The 15,145-nt window shown below is 54.1% G+C and carries 10 protein-coding genes and 5 pseudogenes; 11 read left to right on the plus strand and 4 right to left on the minus strand.

The genetic code is table 11. The features are described 5' to 3' along the window. Nucleotides 1-997 precede the first annotated feature (997 nt). The 5 genes from ACSVHP_RS22400 (at nucleotide 998) to ACSVHP_RS22420 (ending at nucleotide 7,544) form a co-directional block, all read left to right on the plus strand. A complete protein-coding gene (locus ACSVHP_RS22400; RefSeq protein WP_000992321.1) occupies nucleotides 998-1,921 on the plus strand; it encodes an aminoimidazole riboside kinase in 924 nt (307 codons plus the stop codon). A 165-nt stretch (nucleotides 1,922-2,086) separates the two neighbouring features. Further along, a complete protein-coding gene (locus tag ACSVHP_RS22405; RefSeq protein WP_001393599.1) occupies nucleotides 2,087-3,604 on the plus strand; it encodes a carbohydrate porin in 1,518 nt (505 codons plus the stop codon). A 135-nt stretch (nucleotides 3,605-3,739) separates the two neighbouring features. After that, on the plus strand, nucleotides 3,740-5,110 hold the full coding sequence (locus ACSVHP_RS22410) for a sucrose-specific PTS transporter subunit IIBC (protein ID WP_000345203.1): 1,371 nt from the start codon (nucleotides 3,740-3,742) through the stop codon (nucleotides 5,108-5,110). Further along, the gene (locus tag ACSVHP_RS22415) at nucleotides 5,110-6,510 is read left to right on the plus strand and encodes a sucrose-6-phosphate hydrolase (protein ID WP_062779778.1); all 1,401 of its coding nucleotides are present in this window, start codon (nucleotides 5,110-5,112) and stop codon (nucleotides 6,508-6,510) included. Before ACSVHP_RS22410 ends, ACSVHP_RS22415 begins: the two co-directional genes overlap by 1 nt. A gap of 29 nt (nucleotides 6,511-6,539) precedes the next feature. Further along, on the plus strand, nucleotides 6,540-7,544 hold the full coding sequence (locus ACSVHP_RS22420; RefSeq protein ID WP_000851062.1) for a LacI family DNA-binding transcriptional regulator: 1,005 nt from the start codon (nucleotides 6,540-6,542) through the stop codon (nucleotides 7,542-7,544). 278 nt (nucleotides 7,545-7,822) lie between these two features. On the opposite strand, the gene ACSVHP_RS22425 is transcribed toward ACSVHP_RS22420, so the two are convergent. After that, nucleotides 7,823-8,722, minus strand: a complete 900-nt coding sequence (locus ACSVHP_RS22425; RefSeq protein ID WP_062779780.1) for a LysR family transcriptional regulator — start codon at nucleotides 8,720-8,722, stop codon at nucleotides 7,823-7,825. Nucleotides 8,723-8,820: 98 nt separating this feature from the next. Between ACSVHP_RS22425 and ACSVHP_RS22430 the strand changes: the two are divergent. Both ACSVHP_RS22430 and ACSVHP_RS22435 read left to right on the plus strand, forming a co-directional pair. Next, nucleotides 8,821-9,228, plus strand: a pseudogene (locus ACSVHP_RS22430) (SDR family oxidoreductase); the annotation flags it as partial. Between the two features lie 4 nt (nucleotides 9,229-9,232). Next, nucleotides 9,233-10,027: pseudogene (locus ACSVHP_RS22435) on the plus strand (integrase core domain-containing protein); the annotation flags it as partial. A 305-nt stretch (nucleotides 10,028-10,332) separates the two neighbouring features. Here ACSVHP_RS22435 and ACSVHP_RS22440 read toward each other — a convergent pair. Next, entirely contained in the window at nucleotides 10,333-10,521 is a 189-nt protein-coding gene (locus ACSVHP_RS22440; protein WP_103181190.1) for a hypothetical protein, read from the minus strand. Nucleotides 10,522-10,863: 342 nt separating this feature from the next. Next, entirely contained in the window at nucleotides 10,864-11,295 is a 432-nt protein-coding gene (locus tag ACSVHP_RS22445) for a hypothetical protein (protein ID WP_103181191.1), read from the minus strand. Between the two features lie 744 nt (nucleotides 11,296-12,039). On the opposite strand from ACSVHP_RS22445, the pseudogene ACSVHP_RS22450 reads away from it, so the two are divergent. Continuing rightward, nucleotides 12,040-12,129, plus strand: a pseudogene (locus ACSVHP_RS22450) (hypothetical protein); the annotation flags it as partial. A 274-nt stretch (nucleotides 12,130-12,403) separates the two neighbouring features. Here ACSVHP_RS22450 and ACSVHP_RS22455 read toward each other — a convergent pair. After that, nucleotides 12,404-12,494, minus strand: a pseudogene (locus ACSVHP_RS22455) (helix-turn-helix domain-containing protein); the annotation flags it as partial. Between ACSVHP_RS22455 and ACSVHP_RS22460 the strand changes: the two are divergent. The 3 genes and pseudogenes from ACSVHP_RS22460 to ACSVHP_RS22470 all read left to right on the plus strand — a co-directional run. Continuing rightward, nucleotides 12,493-12,759: pseudogene (locus tag ACSVHP_RS22460) on the plus strand (IS5/IS1182 family transposase); the annotation flags it as partial. The pseudogenes ACSVHP_RS22455 and ACSVHP_RS22460 overlap by 2 nt on opposite strands. After that, a complete protein-coding gene (locus ACSVHP_RS22465; RefSeq protein ID WP_062779880.1) occupies nucleotides 12,743-12,931 on the plus strand; it encodes a hypothetical protein in 189 nt (62 codons plus the stop codon). The pseudogene ACSVHP_RS22460 and the gene ACSVHP_RS22465, both read left to right, overlap by 17 nt. A 148-nt stretch (nucleotides 12,932-13,079) precedes the next feature. Beyond that, nucleotides 13,080-15,077, plus strand: coding sequence for a BCCT family transporter (locus tag ACSVHP_RS22470; protein ID WP_062779882.1), 1,998 nt, complete (start codon nucleotides 13,080-13,082; stop codon nucleotides 15,075-15,077). The last annotated feature ends 68 nt before the right edge of the window (nucleotides 15,078-15,145 follow it).

Here is a 15,145-nt window from a genome sequence, read left to right on the forward strand (position 1 = left end):
AGATAGCATCACGCTCAATCCGAGGCGGGAAAAACAAGACGCATAGATTAATCAGGACCGATAACTTTGTTGACGATCCTAAGAAGACCATGAGTTTTTTTAAATTATAGTTACAACATACATAAGAATAGAGTTACATCCCTTGCAACCTGAAATACCCTCACAAATATGAATCAGAGAGCCCATCTCAACCAATAATCGAATTCCGTGCACAGCGGCAACAACTGAGCCCAGACTAACCCTGAATAGCGCCGCCGCCCCGGGCGAAGCCCGGGAGTAGTGTCGCTTTTAATGATGGATGTTGTAACTAGGTTATGAGCCGCTGTAAATAGTGCACCGGTAAGTATAGGAATACACGCTCGTAAGCGCCTCAATCGGCGCTAACTCGGAGATACGCCCCGGCAGCGGCTTCGCCTTGTCGGGACCACTCCGGCCGCGTAATTCAGCGTCTGAATAGCTTTAAGTGGATTAACGCTTTATAGGGCAAGGGTGGGGACAGGTGATCCCTTCTGCTCCTTTACCGGCTTCACCGGGCTACGGTGCCACCGAACGGAATAAATCCAGTTTAGGCTAGCGGCCGCGCCTCTATGCCGGTTCAAGGTATCTAAACCTCGACAGGTTTGATGGCGCCTTCAGAAGAACTCATTAGCAGGGGAAATATCGCGACTCATTGGTTTACCGATAATTCTAAAAAAAACCGAATTCATCGAATTCACTAATCTGAATTCATCCGCCAGTTCATCCGGGAACGGCTCTGGCAAGCAGTGCCCGCAGTCATACATGACCGACCTGATAACGTCTGGCCTTCTTCGCTCAGTAACGTTTTGTGTCCAGGACGTCAGTCTTCACAGCTGTCAAATCAACGCTATTTCATAAGGCGGCTCACGTTTTTATGTCATGAGCCGCGCTTTTCCGGCTGGAACGTTCCACCCACTCGGTCACTGTGATTTAATATGCTAAACCGGTTTAATTAAGTTTAGCTTTGGAGGGTTTTAGCATGAATGCAAAAGTTTGGGTTCTGGGCGACGCGGTGGTGGACCTGCTGCCGGAGAGCGAAGGGCGCCTGCTGCAGTGCCCTGGAGGCGCGCCGGCTAACGTGGCGGTAGGGGTTGCCCGCCTTGGCGGCAACAGCGGATTTATCGGCCGCGTCGGCGGTGACCCGTTTGGCCGCTACATGCGTCATACCCTGCAACAGGAGCAGGTCGACGTCAGCCATATGTATCTCGACGATCAGCACCGCACGTCCACTGTGGTCGTCGACCTTGACGACCAGGGGGAACGCACCTTTACCTTTATGGTACGCCCCAGCGCGGACCTGTTCCTGGTTGAAGAAGACCTGCCACAGTTTGCCGCCGGACAGTGGTTGCACGTCTGCTCCATCGCGCTCAGCGCCGAGCCCAGCCGTAGCACTACCTTCGCGGCGATGGAGAGCATCAGGTCTGCCGGCGGTCGGGTCAGCTTTGACCCTAATATTCGTCCCGATCTCTGGCAGGATCAGGCTTTGCTGCTAGCCTGCCTCGATCGCGCTTTGCACATGGCCAACGTGGTAAAGCTATCGGAAGAGGAGCTGGTCTTCATCAGCAGCAGTAATGATTTAGCATACGGAATCGCCAGCGTAACGGAGCGCTATCAGCCAGAATTGCTACTGGTGACCCGGGGCAAAGCGGGGGTGCTTGCCGCGTTTCAGCAGAAGTTTACCCATTTCAACGCCCGGCCTGTGGCCAGCGTGGACACCACCGGCGCGGGAGACGCATTTGTCGCCGGACTGCTCGCCAGCCTTGCGGCTAACGGGATGCCAACGGACATGACCGCACTGGAACCGACACTCACGCTTGCACAGACCTGCGGCGCCCTGGCCACCACAGCCAAAGGTGCGATGACCGCCTTGCCCTATCAGCGCGATCTCAACCGTCAGTTTTAATCCTTAAAGCCGCTTTGCGCGGCTCACTTTGTTGCATGCATCACATTTATTAAACCGGTTTAGCATATTTGTTTTAAGAAAAACAAAGGTCGGGCTTAACATAGCGCCTAAACCGGTTTAGCAAAAATTATAATTTTCCATTTTTACTTTTGGGATGCCAACAGCATGTACAGAAAAAGCACACTTGCGATGCTTATCGCTTTGCTAACCAGCGCTGCCTCAGCCCATGCGCAAACGGATATAAGCACCATTGAAGCCCGACTCAACGCGCTGGAAAAACGCCTGCAGGAGGCAGAAAACAGGGCGCAAACGGCGGAAAACCGCGCCGGGGCGGCGGAGAAAAAAGTTCAGCAACTCACCGCGCAGCAGCAAAAAAACCAGAACTCGACTCAGGAAGTGGCTCAGCGTACCGCCAGACTTGAGAAAAAAGCCGATGACAAAAGCGGATTTGAGTTTCACGGTTACGCCCGCTCCGGCGTGATAATGAATGATTCCGGCGCCAGCACCAAATCCGGAGCCTACATAACGCCGGCAGGTGAAACCGGCGGAGCTATCGGCCGTCTGGGAAACCAGGCCGATACCTATGTTGAAATGAATCTTGAACATAAGCAGACCCTGGATAATGGGGCCACGACCCGCTTTAAGGTGATGGTCGCCGACGGGCAAACCTCTTATAACGACTGGACTGCAAGCACCAGCGATCTGAACGTTCGTCAGGCCTTTGTCGAATTGGGTAACCTGCCGACGTTCGCTGGGCCATTTAAGGGCTCCACCCTGTGGGCCGGGAAACGTTTCGACCGCGACAATTTCGATATTCACTGGATTGACTCTGATGTCGTGTTCCTCGCCGGTACCGGTGGTGGTATCTATGACGTGAAGTGGAACGACGGCCTGCGGAGTAATTTCTCCCTGTACGGGCGTAACTTCGGCGACATTGATGATTCCAGCAACAGCGTGCAGAACTATATCCTCACCATGAATCACTTCGCAGGTCCGCTGCAGATGATGGTCAGCGGTCTGCGGGCGAAGGATAACGACGAGCGTAAAGATAGCAACGGCAATCTGGTAAAAGGCGATGCGGCAAACACCGGCGTGCATGCGCTGCTCGGCCTGCATAACGACAGTTTCTACGGCCTGCGCGACGGTAGCAGTAAAACCGCTCTGCTTTATGGTCATGGTCTGGGCGCAGAGGTTAAAGGTATCGGATCTGATGGCGCACTTCGTCCGGGAGCCGACACATGGCGCATTGCCAGTTACGGCACCACGCCGCTCAGCGAAAACTGGTCTGTTGCCCCGGCAATGCTGGCGCAACGCAGTAAAGACCGCTATGCCGATGGCGACAGCTATCAGTGGGCAACATTCAACCTGCGTCTGATTCAGGCAATCAATCAGAATTTCGCTCTCGCCTACGAAGGCAGCTACCAGTACATGGATCTTAAACCCGAAGGTTATAACGATCGTCAGGCGGTGAACGGTAGCTTCTACAAGCTCACCTTCGCCCCGACATTTAAGGTCGGCAGTATCGGTGATTTCTTCAGTCGCCCGGAGATTCGTTTCTATACCTCCTGGATGGACTGGAGCAAAAAACTGAATAATTACGCCAGCGATGACGCCCTGGGCAGTGACGGTTTTAACTCGGGCGGCGAATGGTCTTTCGGTGTGCAGATGGAAACCTGGTTCTGACGGCTTACGCCTGATGACAGGAATAGCCGGGGGTCAGAGCATCTTTGTCACCCCGGGCTCAGCTAAGACGCAGAAAAAGCGCTCCCGTGAACGCGGGACGACAACATAAAAATGTTTAAGCCTTAAGAGGGTACTATGGATTTTGAACAGATTTCCTGCTCGCTGCTTCCGCTTCTTGGAGGCAAAGAAAATATCGCCAGCGCCGCGCACTGCGCCACGCGCCTGCGCCTGGTGCTGGTCGATGATTCGCTGGCCGACCAGCAGGCCATCGGCAAAGTTGAAGGGGTGAAGGGCTGTTTTCGTAATGCCGGACAGATGCAGATTATTTTCGGCACCGGGGTGGTAAATAAGGTCTACGCTGCCTTTACTCAGGCGGCGGGTATTAGCGAATCCAGCAAATCGGAAGCCGCCGACATCGCGGCAAAAAAGCTCAATCCGTTCCAGCGCATCGCCCGCCTGCTATCAAACATCTTCGTGCCGATAATCCCTGCCATCGTCGCCTCTGGTCTGCTGATGGGCCTGCTGGGAATGGTCAAAACATACGGCTGGGTTGACCCGGGCAACGCCATCTACATCATGCTGGATATGTGCAGCTCGGCGGCATTTATCATTCTGCCGATTCTGATTGGCTTTACCGCCGCCCGCGAATTCGGCGGTAATCCTTATCTCGGCGCGACGCTTGGCGGCATTCTGACTCATCCAGCGCTGACTAACGCCTGGGGCGTGGCCGCGGGTTTCCACACCATGAACTTTTTCGGCTTCGAAATTGCCATGATCGGCTATCAGGGTACGGTGTTCCCGGTACTGCTGGCAGTATGGTTTATGAGCATCGTTGAGAAGCAGTTGCGTCGCGCAATCCCCGATGCCCTGGATTTGATCCTGACGCCGTTCCTGACGGTGATTATATCCGGTTTTATAGCCCTGTTGATTATCGGCCCGGCCGGTCGCGCACTGGGCGACGGTATCTCGTTTGTCCTCAGCACCCTGATTAGCCACGCCGGCTGGCTCGCCGGGTTACTGTTTGGCGGTCTCTATTCAGTTATCGTCATTACCGGTATTCATCACAGCTTCCATGCGGTTGAAGCCGGGTTGCTGGGCAATCCCTCCATCGGCGTCAACTTCCTGCTGCCGATTTGGGCGATGGCCAACGTCGCTCAGGGCGGAGCCTGTCTGGCGGTGTGGTTCAAAACCAAAGATGCAAAAATTAAAGCCATTACTCTGCCCTCGGCGTTTTCCGCCATGCTGGGCATCACCGAGGCGGCGATTTTTGGTATTAACCTGCGCTTTGTGAAGCCATTTATTGCGGCGCTGATTGGTGGTGCGGCGGGCGGCGCATGGGTGGTATCTGTACACGTCTACATGACCGCGGTCGGCCTGACAGCGATCCCCGGCATGGCCATCGTGCAGGCCAGTTCGCTGTTGAACTACATTATCGGGATGGTTATCGCCTTTGGCGTCGCCTTTACGGTCTCCCTGGTTTTGAAATACAAAACGGACGCTGAATAATGTCTCTTCCATCACGACTGCCTGCGATTTTGCAGGCCGTAATACAGGGCCAGCCACGTGCGCTGGCCGATAGCCACTATCCGCGCTGGCACCTTGCGCCGGTCACCGGGCTGATGAACGACCCCAACGGCTTTGTCGAATTTGCCGGACGCTATCACTTGTTTTATCAGTGGAACCCGCTCGCCTGCGATCATACGTTTAAGTGCTGGGCGCACTGGAGCTCCCCCGATCTGCTGCACTGGCAGCATGAGCCCATTGCGCTGATGCCGGACGAAGAGTATGACCGTAACGGCTGCTACTCCGGCAGCGCGGTGGATAACAACGGTACGCTTACCCTGTGCTATACCGGCAACGTGAAGTTTGCCGACGGAGGGCGAACCGCCTGGCAATGCCTGGCAAGGGAAAGCGCCGACGGCACCTTCCGCAAAATCGGCCCGGTCCTGCCGCTGCCGGAGGGCTACACCGGCCACGTGCGCGACCCAAAAGTCTGGCGACACGAAGACCTGTGGTACATGGTGCTGGGTGCGCAGGATCGGCAAAAGCGCGGCAAGGTGCTGCTGTTCAGCTCTGCGGATCTCCATCAGTGGACGAGTATGAGTGAAATCGCCGGCCACGGCATCAATGGCCTCGACGACGTCGGCTATATGTGGGAGTGTCCGGATCTTTTTCCTCTCGGCGACCAGCATATTCTAATCTGCTGTCCGCAGGGGATTGCCCGCGAGGAAAAGTGTTACCTGAACACCTACCCGGCAGTATGGATGGCGGGCGAGTTTGATTACGCTAGTGGCGCTTTCAGCCATGGCGAACTGCACGAACTGGACGCCGGCTTTGAGTTCTACGCCCCGCAAACCATGCTTACCAGTGATGGCCGTCGTCTGCTGGTCGGCTGGATGGGCGTGCCGGAGGGCGAAGAGATGCTTCAGCCGACCCTCATCAACGGCTGGATCCATCAGATGACCTGCCTGCGTGAGCTGGAGTTTATCAACGGTCAGCTCTATCAGCGTCCGCTACGGGAACTGAGCGCCCTGCGCGGTGAAGCGAACGGCTGGTCGGGGAACGCCCTGCCGCTGGCACCGATGGAAATCGATTTGCAAACCCGCGGGGACGATATGTTGAGCCTCGATTTTGGCGGCGTATTAACCCTTGAGTGCGATGCCAGCGGACTCCGCCTGGCCCGACGCAGTCTCGCCAGCGACGAGATGCATTATCGTTACTGGCGCGGAAACGTCCGCTCGCTGCGTGTTTTCATCGACCAGTCGAGCGTGGAGATTTTCATAAACGGCGGTGAAGGGGTGATGAGCAGCCGCTACTTCCCGGCCTGCTCCGGTCAGCTAACATTCTCCGGCATCACGCCGGACGCATTCTGCTACTGGCCGCTGCGAACTTGCATGGTAGAATAAGCGTTTTGCTTCAGGCTCATGGCGTCGTAATGAAAACCAAACGCGTAACCATTAAAGATATAGCCGAACAGGCTGGCGTCTCCAAAGCGACCGCCAGCTTGGTACTGAATGGTCGTGGCAAGGAGCTGCGCGTGGCGCAGGAAACGCGTGAGCGCGTACTGTCGATTGCCCGTAAGCATCACTATCAGCCAAGCATTCATGCCCGCTCGCTGCGCAACAACCGCAGCCACACCATCGGGCTGGTGGTGCCGGAGATCACCAACCACGGCTTTGCGGTCTTTGCCCATGAGCTGGAGATGCTGTGCCGCGAGGCGGGCGTCCAGCTGTTGATCTCTTGTACTGATGAAAACCCCGGTCAGGAGAGCGTGGTGGTCAATAATATGATTGCCCGCCAGGTCGACGGGATGATCGTCGCTTCCTGTATGCACAACGATGCCGACTATCTCAAACTCAGCCAACAGCTGCCAGTGGTGCTGTTTGACCGGTGCCCCAATGAAAGCGCGCTGCCGCTGGTAATGACCGATTCGATTACCCCAACGGCGGAACTGATTTCCCGCATCGCGCCTCAGCATAGCGATGAGTTCTGGTTTTTAGGCGGTCAGGCGCGTCTGTCGCCCTCCCGCGATCGTCTGACCGGGTTCACGCAGGGTTTGGCTCAGGCGGGTATTGCCCTGCGCCCGGAATGGGTGATCAACGGCAATTACCATCCCAGCTCCGGCTATGAGATGTTTGCCGCACTCTGCGCGCGCCTTGGGCGGCCGCCTAAGGCGCTATTCACCGCCGCCTGCGGGCTGCTCGAAGGGGTTCTGCGCTATATGAGCCAGCACCATTTACTCGACTCCGATATTCATCTGACGAGCTTTGACGATCACTATCTTTATGATTCGCTGTCGCTGCGTATCGACACTGTCCAGCAGGATAATCGCCAGCTGGCCTGGCACTGCTACGATCTGATAAGCCAGCTGATCGAGGGCGATACGCCCGAAACGCTACAACGCTACCTGCCCGCAACGCTGCAGTTTCGGCATCAGTAATAACTGAGTATTTTTGAATAGCGACGCTGGATGCCGATTGGTCTGAACGGCCCGGCGATCGCCGGGCATACCATTGGCGCCGGCATCGTGCTGGTAACGACCATATTAGGGCGTTTGAGCAGTTGCCTGGCCTCACGCAGGGAGACTGGATTAACTGACCGCTGACAAAATGCCTGACAATGACAGTCCGTTTTGTGCCAGAAGCGAACATAACATATAACTAAATGAGTCAGTCCTCAGAAAACTGGTTTACGTTACAAAGTATTTAGCGCTTACCATTAAGCATACGGTTGCTGCCATTGCCTGACATGTTCGATTAGGGCGCGTAGTTTTGGCGCTATATTCCGGCGTTGAGGAAAGTACAGATAAAAGCCAGGAAAATGGGGAAGAAAATCATCAAGCATTGAAACAAGTTGACCATTTTCAATATACGGCCTGAATGTTTCCTCAGGGGCAAATGTTATACCTCCACCGGCAAGAGCCAGCCTCAGCATGAGACGCAGGTCATTAGTTGTTATTCGCGGTTCTACCGCCACGTCGAAAGCTCTCCCGTTCTCCTCAAATTCCCAGCGATAAGGAGCAACATCCGGGGAAGGACGCCAGCCGATACACTGATGATGTACAAGCTCACGCGGATGAAGAGGGGCGCTACAAGCAGTGAGATAGGATGGGGACGCAACCACCATTTCACGTTGCTTTTCTGTAAGCGGGACGGCAATCATATCCTTCTCGATCACATCTCCGAGCCTTACGCCAGCATCATAACCAGCGGCCACAATATCAAATTCCTCATCTATCACGACAATATCGATCGTCACGGCTGGATTAGCAGCCGCAAACGAGGCGATCAGCGGACCTGAAAGAAACTCTTCAGCTATGGAGGTCACCGCGATCCTCAGAAGTCCACGTGGCGTGCTGTCGGATGCAATATCTTCGAACGCAGCGTCAATGCTGGATAAAGATAATGACAGGGATGTACGCAGTCGTTCTCCCGCTTCAGTCAGGTTTACTGAACGTGTTGTCCGCATTACCAGCATTGTGCCGAAAGTATCCTCAAGCCGCCGTATTCCCTGACTAACCGCCGAGCGCGTAACCCCCAGCCGGGCTGCGGCTATGGTGAAATTACGCTCTTCAGCAACCGCGATAAAAACAGGTAAAAGATTGAGATCAATTTTCATTGTTTAATTCTGCTAATCACTGAGTCCAGTAAAAGCAGGATACTGGAACTAATCATAAAGGTCTATCATCTCTCTGAACTCAACTGAAGGAGCACATCATGGATAAAGTTATATTAATTACCGGCGCGTCAAGTGGCATTGGGGAAGGCATTGCCAGAGAGCTTGGAAAAGCAGGTGCGAGAGTGCTATTAGGGGCGCGCAGACTGGATCGTATCGAAGCCATTGCAGCAGAAATCCGCAGCGCCGGCGGTATGGCTGAAGCGCGTGAGCTGGATGTCACAAACAGACTGTCCATGGCTCATTTCGTGCAGTCAGCGCTTGATAACTGGGGGCGTGTTGACGTTCTGATTAACAATGCGGGCATCATGCCACTTTCACCGCTTGCGGCCGGCAAACAGGATGAATGGGAACGTACGATTGACGTTAACATCAAGGGCGTGCTGTGGGGAATTGGGGCTGTGCTTCCAGTGATGGAAGCTCAGGGTTCTGGCCAGATAATTAACCTTTGACGACGGTTTATCCGGTCTTCATGACCGTCCCCGCACACCCCGTCATTCCCCGAACCGTTCATCAGACGACATCGCTGACCTGTTGCGCATGGCCCATTCCCGTCACGAACGCTGGGGGCCCGCAAGATCAAACGCTGGCTGGAAGACCACCCGGCTTTCCCTATGCCTGATGCACTGCCCCGATGAACGGCGTGAGACCGTGCAGCAGCAGCTGGTCGGGGTGTTTGAACGCTACGGCCTGCCGGACCGGATGACCATGGACAACGGCGAACCCTGGGGCGACACCACCGGCACCTGGACGGCGCTCGAGCTGTGGCTGATGCGCCTGGGGATCCGGGTGAGCCACTCAAGGCCTTATCACCCGCAGACCCAGGGCAAGCTGGAGCGTTTTCACCACCGCCTGAAGGCAGAAGTCCTGCAGGGTAAGTGGTTCGCGGACAGCAGCGAGCTGCAGCGCGCCTTCGACCACTGGCGGACAGCCTATAACCTCGAACAGCCCCATGAGGGGCTGGATATGACGGTTCCGGCCTCGCGCTACCAGCCATCCGCGCGGTAGTACAACAGCCACACAACGCCATCGGAATACGACGGGGGTGTGATGGTCAGGAAGGTGGATATCAGCGGGAAGCTGAGCGTGAAGGGTGTCAGTCTGAGCGCAGGCAAGGCGTTCAGGGGCGAGCAGGTAGGGCTGAGGGAGACACAGGAGGACGGTTATTACGAAGTGTGGTGGTACAACACGAAAGTGTGGGTGATCGACCTGAAGAAAAAGTCGATCACCATGGGTAAAGGATGTTAAAAAGTGTTCACCATGTCCCCGGACCGTACACCGATGAGGATAAGGGGTAGGTGCTATGGCCTGGTTACAGTTTAAGCATAGCACCGGTTTCGAAGCGGGTATAAAAAAGCCTGTCCGGACGGATGGGCTCAAAACGCACTTCCCAGGTTCTGAAACAGGTGCCGGGTGCCTCCCGGTGGCTCGTTACCGGTTATACGAGCCGCAAGCATATTTACATACATCAACCGGATTGTCCCGCCGCACAGGGGGATCCACCACAGTTAAATCTAGTCAGGCTCAAAGCGAAACGCCAGTTCCCGTGTCTGTCAAAGAGGTGGCGACAGCGGACCCTGTAATACCTCAGCCTCACCGTCATCGCAGATATCGAAACCCCGCGTCAGATACCATATCCCCCTGACGATCCGCCCCGTTTGCAGGTCTTCCGTTTCGCCATCGGTGTAGTAAGCTACCTGAACCCTGCCGTTGTGCCGTATCCAGTAGAAACCTTCTTGCATAAGTCCTGCCTTATCTGAATGCTGATAGCCACATAACACATCCTTAATAATATAGGGTATTTTCTGATGAAAGCGGGGAGCAGGATCACACCGCGTGATACCGGCCGGAAGTTGCAACTGGCGTACGTGGAGCGGCAACAACAGGCCCCACTGCCAGTCAGGCCATGAACCGGTGTTGTCATGGCGGTTCACCCGGTCCGGGTTGTATGGAGCATAAGCGGAGGACAGTGGGGTTTCCCGGCACGCACTGGATCCTTGCAAGAACACGCCATATCATCCCGGGCTTACCGGTGTAGTGCTGTCCGGACAGCGCAGGAGAGAGCCCGTAATACATGGCTGCTGTTATAACCCCTTTATCAGAACAGTCAGATAACCGTGACTGACGCAGGATAAAAGGTACCTGGCGTTACTGTTGTGATTGAGGTGCCGGTAATAAATTGACCGGATTTCATTATGTTTGCCCTCTGACAAAAGGTTCTGCAGTTCCGCGTGCCGTGCCGCATGGTAAGCCACCCACCGGACATGCCCGGACAGGTTATGTTCACGATCGACGCGGGATTCTATCTGGCTCATGACAGCTGTCAGTTCGTTATCAGATGCAGCAGAGATAAGCGCTCCCGCAGCCCCATGATGCGCCAGCAGTTTCAGGCAACTGCTCCGCAGAAAACTGACTTCCTTCAGTTGGCCCGGAACGCCATTATCATAAAGGCGTAAGCCCTCATGCCAGACACACCATGCAACGTGCTTATAAAGTGACTGCATATCCACAGACATAGGGCCTCCGGTTGCGCCTATCAAAAGCAATATATAAGCCATCCAGCCGGGAAAATCCGTACTACGTAAGCCTGAAAAAGCCCCGAGGCGCCCGGTGATATCAGGCAAAATATTATCTTCCGCTTATTTTGGGTAAAGACATCTTCCTGTATTTATGAACATTTACAGAGAAAGCGTTATATATCCTATATGGAAGCGGAGCCTGAGGTGAAAATTTGTGACTCAGGGAGTCATTTTCTGTATGACTGTACGTTATCCTGTCAAAGTAATTTTGATATAATATATATTATTTAGGGCTGTAACTATTAAAAACCATACTGATATTTAGTCTTACGTCCGGATAAAACAGGAGAAAAATATGCTCTCCATACTTGTGTTTATCGGGGACAATGCGCCGCGACGTTTAGAGATAACCGAATTCAGATCACGTATAAGCTATTTGTGCCCTGACAATGTGGCACGGGAAATACCCGTAAAAGTGATATTCGGCACTTTTTTAGATTGTAAAGGTCACGCCGTGATGGTGGCTGCCGACAGGCTGGTCCCACGCGATGAAATAGCCAGGGCGCACAGGCGTTTCATCACTTGGCCGGATTTAACGAAGCAGGTTGATCAGGGTCCGACATGGACCGGGGCACACCCTCAGAATAAGGCATTTCGCAAGGCAGCTCTGAAAGAGTCCTGCTCATAAAAGTCGACGATGAGGGCCACTTTTTTGCGGGCGGATACGGCCATATCGGGTTGCCCTGGCTCACGCGACGCACGCAAAGTAATCAGCAAGTGACCTCTCCGAAATTACCCAGAAAGAAGGCTGATGCCGATAAAACAGACTGAAACCAGGCGTTATTCAGTTGAGTGCATATCCAGCATAGGATAGATTCTTACGTAGCGTTTCTGGCGTGCATTTTCGGGTGGTTTGTTACTGTTTTTAACGAGGACATGTCAGAAACGCGCTGAGCGCGTCTGAGCGTTGCATCGAACAGTTGAACTCACAGCACAGAGCAGCCAGCAACAACGCTTTCTGACTGCTATGAGCGAGGCGCGGAAGTCTGTGACAATGTCTGCACCTCACTTTATAGCAGACCGTCCAGCTGTGAACGCAGGATCATTATTGCCCTGCCTTTACCCTGTGTATGGTTTGCCGGGTGGTATTAAATTCACGCAATGGCGCTGATACTGATCCCGGAGTTAACCCGGGCAGGTTACTGGCCGGCTGAATATGCCGACAGAAATCAGGCCGTTACCCGGCAATGGCTGACGGGAAGTGATGCGTACTGGAAATGGCACACGGCTTACAATCGACATTCGGTGGCAGAAACGGCAATGTACCGTGTCAAACAGCTGTTTGGCGGGCATCTTACGTTTCGGGATTATGATGCGCAGGCTGGAGAGGCTATGGCCATGATCCGTGCCTTAAACAAAATGACGTGTGCAGGCATGCCAGAAAGTGTACAGATTGCCTGAGGAAGTCAGCCACGAGGAGCGCTTTTATCTAAATCCGATTTATTCAACAAAGCCCCGCGCATGCCGTCAGGGGGAGGTTCTGGAGCTGTCGCTCTGCGATGTCGGGGTAGTGCACGACATTGATACGCTGGCGGATCTGGCGGCGGCGGAGCAAATCCTGGCACAAGCCTGAACAGCGATTATCATTATAGGTATCGTAGAAGCGATTCAGCTTATTCTTAAGGTCATTAGGCATCACTCCTTTTCTTTTGTTAGAATCGGGCTGTGACAAAATTCATCCATCCAGGGCGAAATGAACACACAATGGAATAAATGAGCTTATGAGTGAGAATGAAACCCCAATAAAAAAGTCTGAAAACCATATTAACAAGCCGGTGTTTTTCACCTCGGCGTTGTTAATATTTCTTCTTGTCGCCTTTGCCGCGGCTTTCCCCGATCTGGCCGATAAAAACTTCAAACTTCTGCAGAATCAAATCTTCACCAACGCCAGCTGGTTTTACATTCTGGCCGTAGCGCTGATCCTCCTGAGCGTGACGTTCCTCGGGCTGTCGCGCTACGGCGATATTAAACTTGGGCCCGACCACGCCCAACCTGATTTCAGCTATCACTCCTGGTTCGCAATGCTGTTTTCCGCCGGGATGGGGATCGGCCTAATGTTCTTCGGGGTGGCAGAACCGGTGATGCATTACCTCTCTCCGCCGGTTGGTACCCCGGAAACGGTCGAAGCCGCCAAGCAGGCCATGCGCCTGACCTTCTTCCACTGGGGACTCCATGCATGGGCGATTTACGCGATAGTGGCGTTGATACTGGCCTTCTTTAGCTATCGTCACGGCTTGCCACTGACTCTGCGTTCGGCGCTGTATCCGATTATCGGGGATCGCATTTACGGACCGATTGGCCATGCGGTCGATATCTTTGCGGTTATCGGCACCGTGTTTGGCGTGGCCACCTCCCTCGGTTATGGCGTGCTGCAGGTTAACGCCGGGCTTAATCATCTCTTCGGCGTGCCAATTAGTGAAACGGTGCAGGTGATCCTGATCGTGGTCATCACTGGCCTGGCAACGATTTCGGTGGTGTCGGGACTGGATAAGGGCATTCGTATTCTGTCCGAGATCAACCTGAGCCTGGCGCTGCTGCTGCTGGTGCTGGTGCTGTTGCTGGGACCTACGGTTCTGCTGTTGAAATCGTTCGTTGAGAACACTGGCGGTTATCTGTCCGAAATGGTCAGTAAAACCTTTAATTTGTATGCCTACGAGCCTAAATCGAGCAACTGGCTAGGTGGCTGGACGCTGCTGTACTGGGGCTGGTGGCTCTCCTGGTCGCCGTTTGTCGGCATGTTTATCGCCCGCGTCTCGCGCGGCAGAACCATCCGCGAATTTGTGACCGGCGTGCTCTTCGTCCCGGCGGGTTTCACCCTGTTATGGATGACCGTCTTCGGAAACAGCGCGATTTATCTGATCATGCAGAAAGGGGCGACGGACCTCGCCAATACCGTCCAGCAGGATGTGGCCCTGGCGCTGTTTAATTTCCTTGAGCACTTCCCGTTCTCAAGCATTTTGTCGTTCATCGCCATGGCGATGGTCATCGTATTTTTTGTCACCTCGGCAGATTCCGGAGCGATGGTGGTGGATACCCTGGCCTCCGGGGGCTCCAGCAATACGCCCGTCTGGCAGCGTATTTTCTGGGCTGCACTGATGGGGCTGGTCGCCATTGCGTTGCTGATTGCGGGCGGCCTTAGCGCCTTGCAGACGGTGACCATTGCCAGCGCCCTGCCGTTCTCGGTGATTTTGTTGATATCGATATACGGATTGCTGAAAGCATTGCGACGGGACATCACCAAGCGCGACAGCCAGAATATGACCACCATTGCACCTACCGCTGCGCGTAATCCTATTCCGTGGCAGCGCAGACTGCGCAATATCGCCCATCTGCCAAAACGTTCGTTGGTTAAACGTTTTATGGATGATGTCATTCAGCCTGCCATGACAATGGTTCAGGATGAGTTGAACAAACAGAGCACCGTAAGCCATATCAACAACAGTGGCGAAGACCGTATTCGCTTCGAAGTGGATTTAGGCAATGAGCTTAACTTCATCTACGAAGTCAGACTCCGCGGTTATGTTGCTCCTACCTTTGCGATCTCCGGGCTGGATAATGAGGAGCAGCAGGCAGAACAGCATAAATACTATCGGGCTGAAATCTACCTGAAAGAAGGCGGTCAGGATTACGATGTGATGGGCTGGAATCAGGAACAGATTATCAACGATATTCTCGACCAGTATGAAAAGCATCTTCACTTCTTACATTTGGTTCGCTAATACAAAAACACCGCCTTTCGGCGGTGTTTTTCTTTATTCTGCCGGGATCTCCTCCAGGCGGGTATATA

The organism is Enterobacter sp. 186315 (assembly GCF_053290175.1).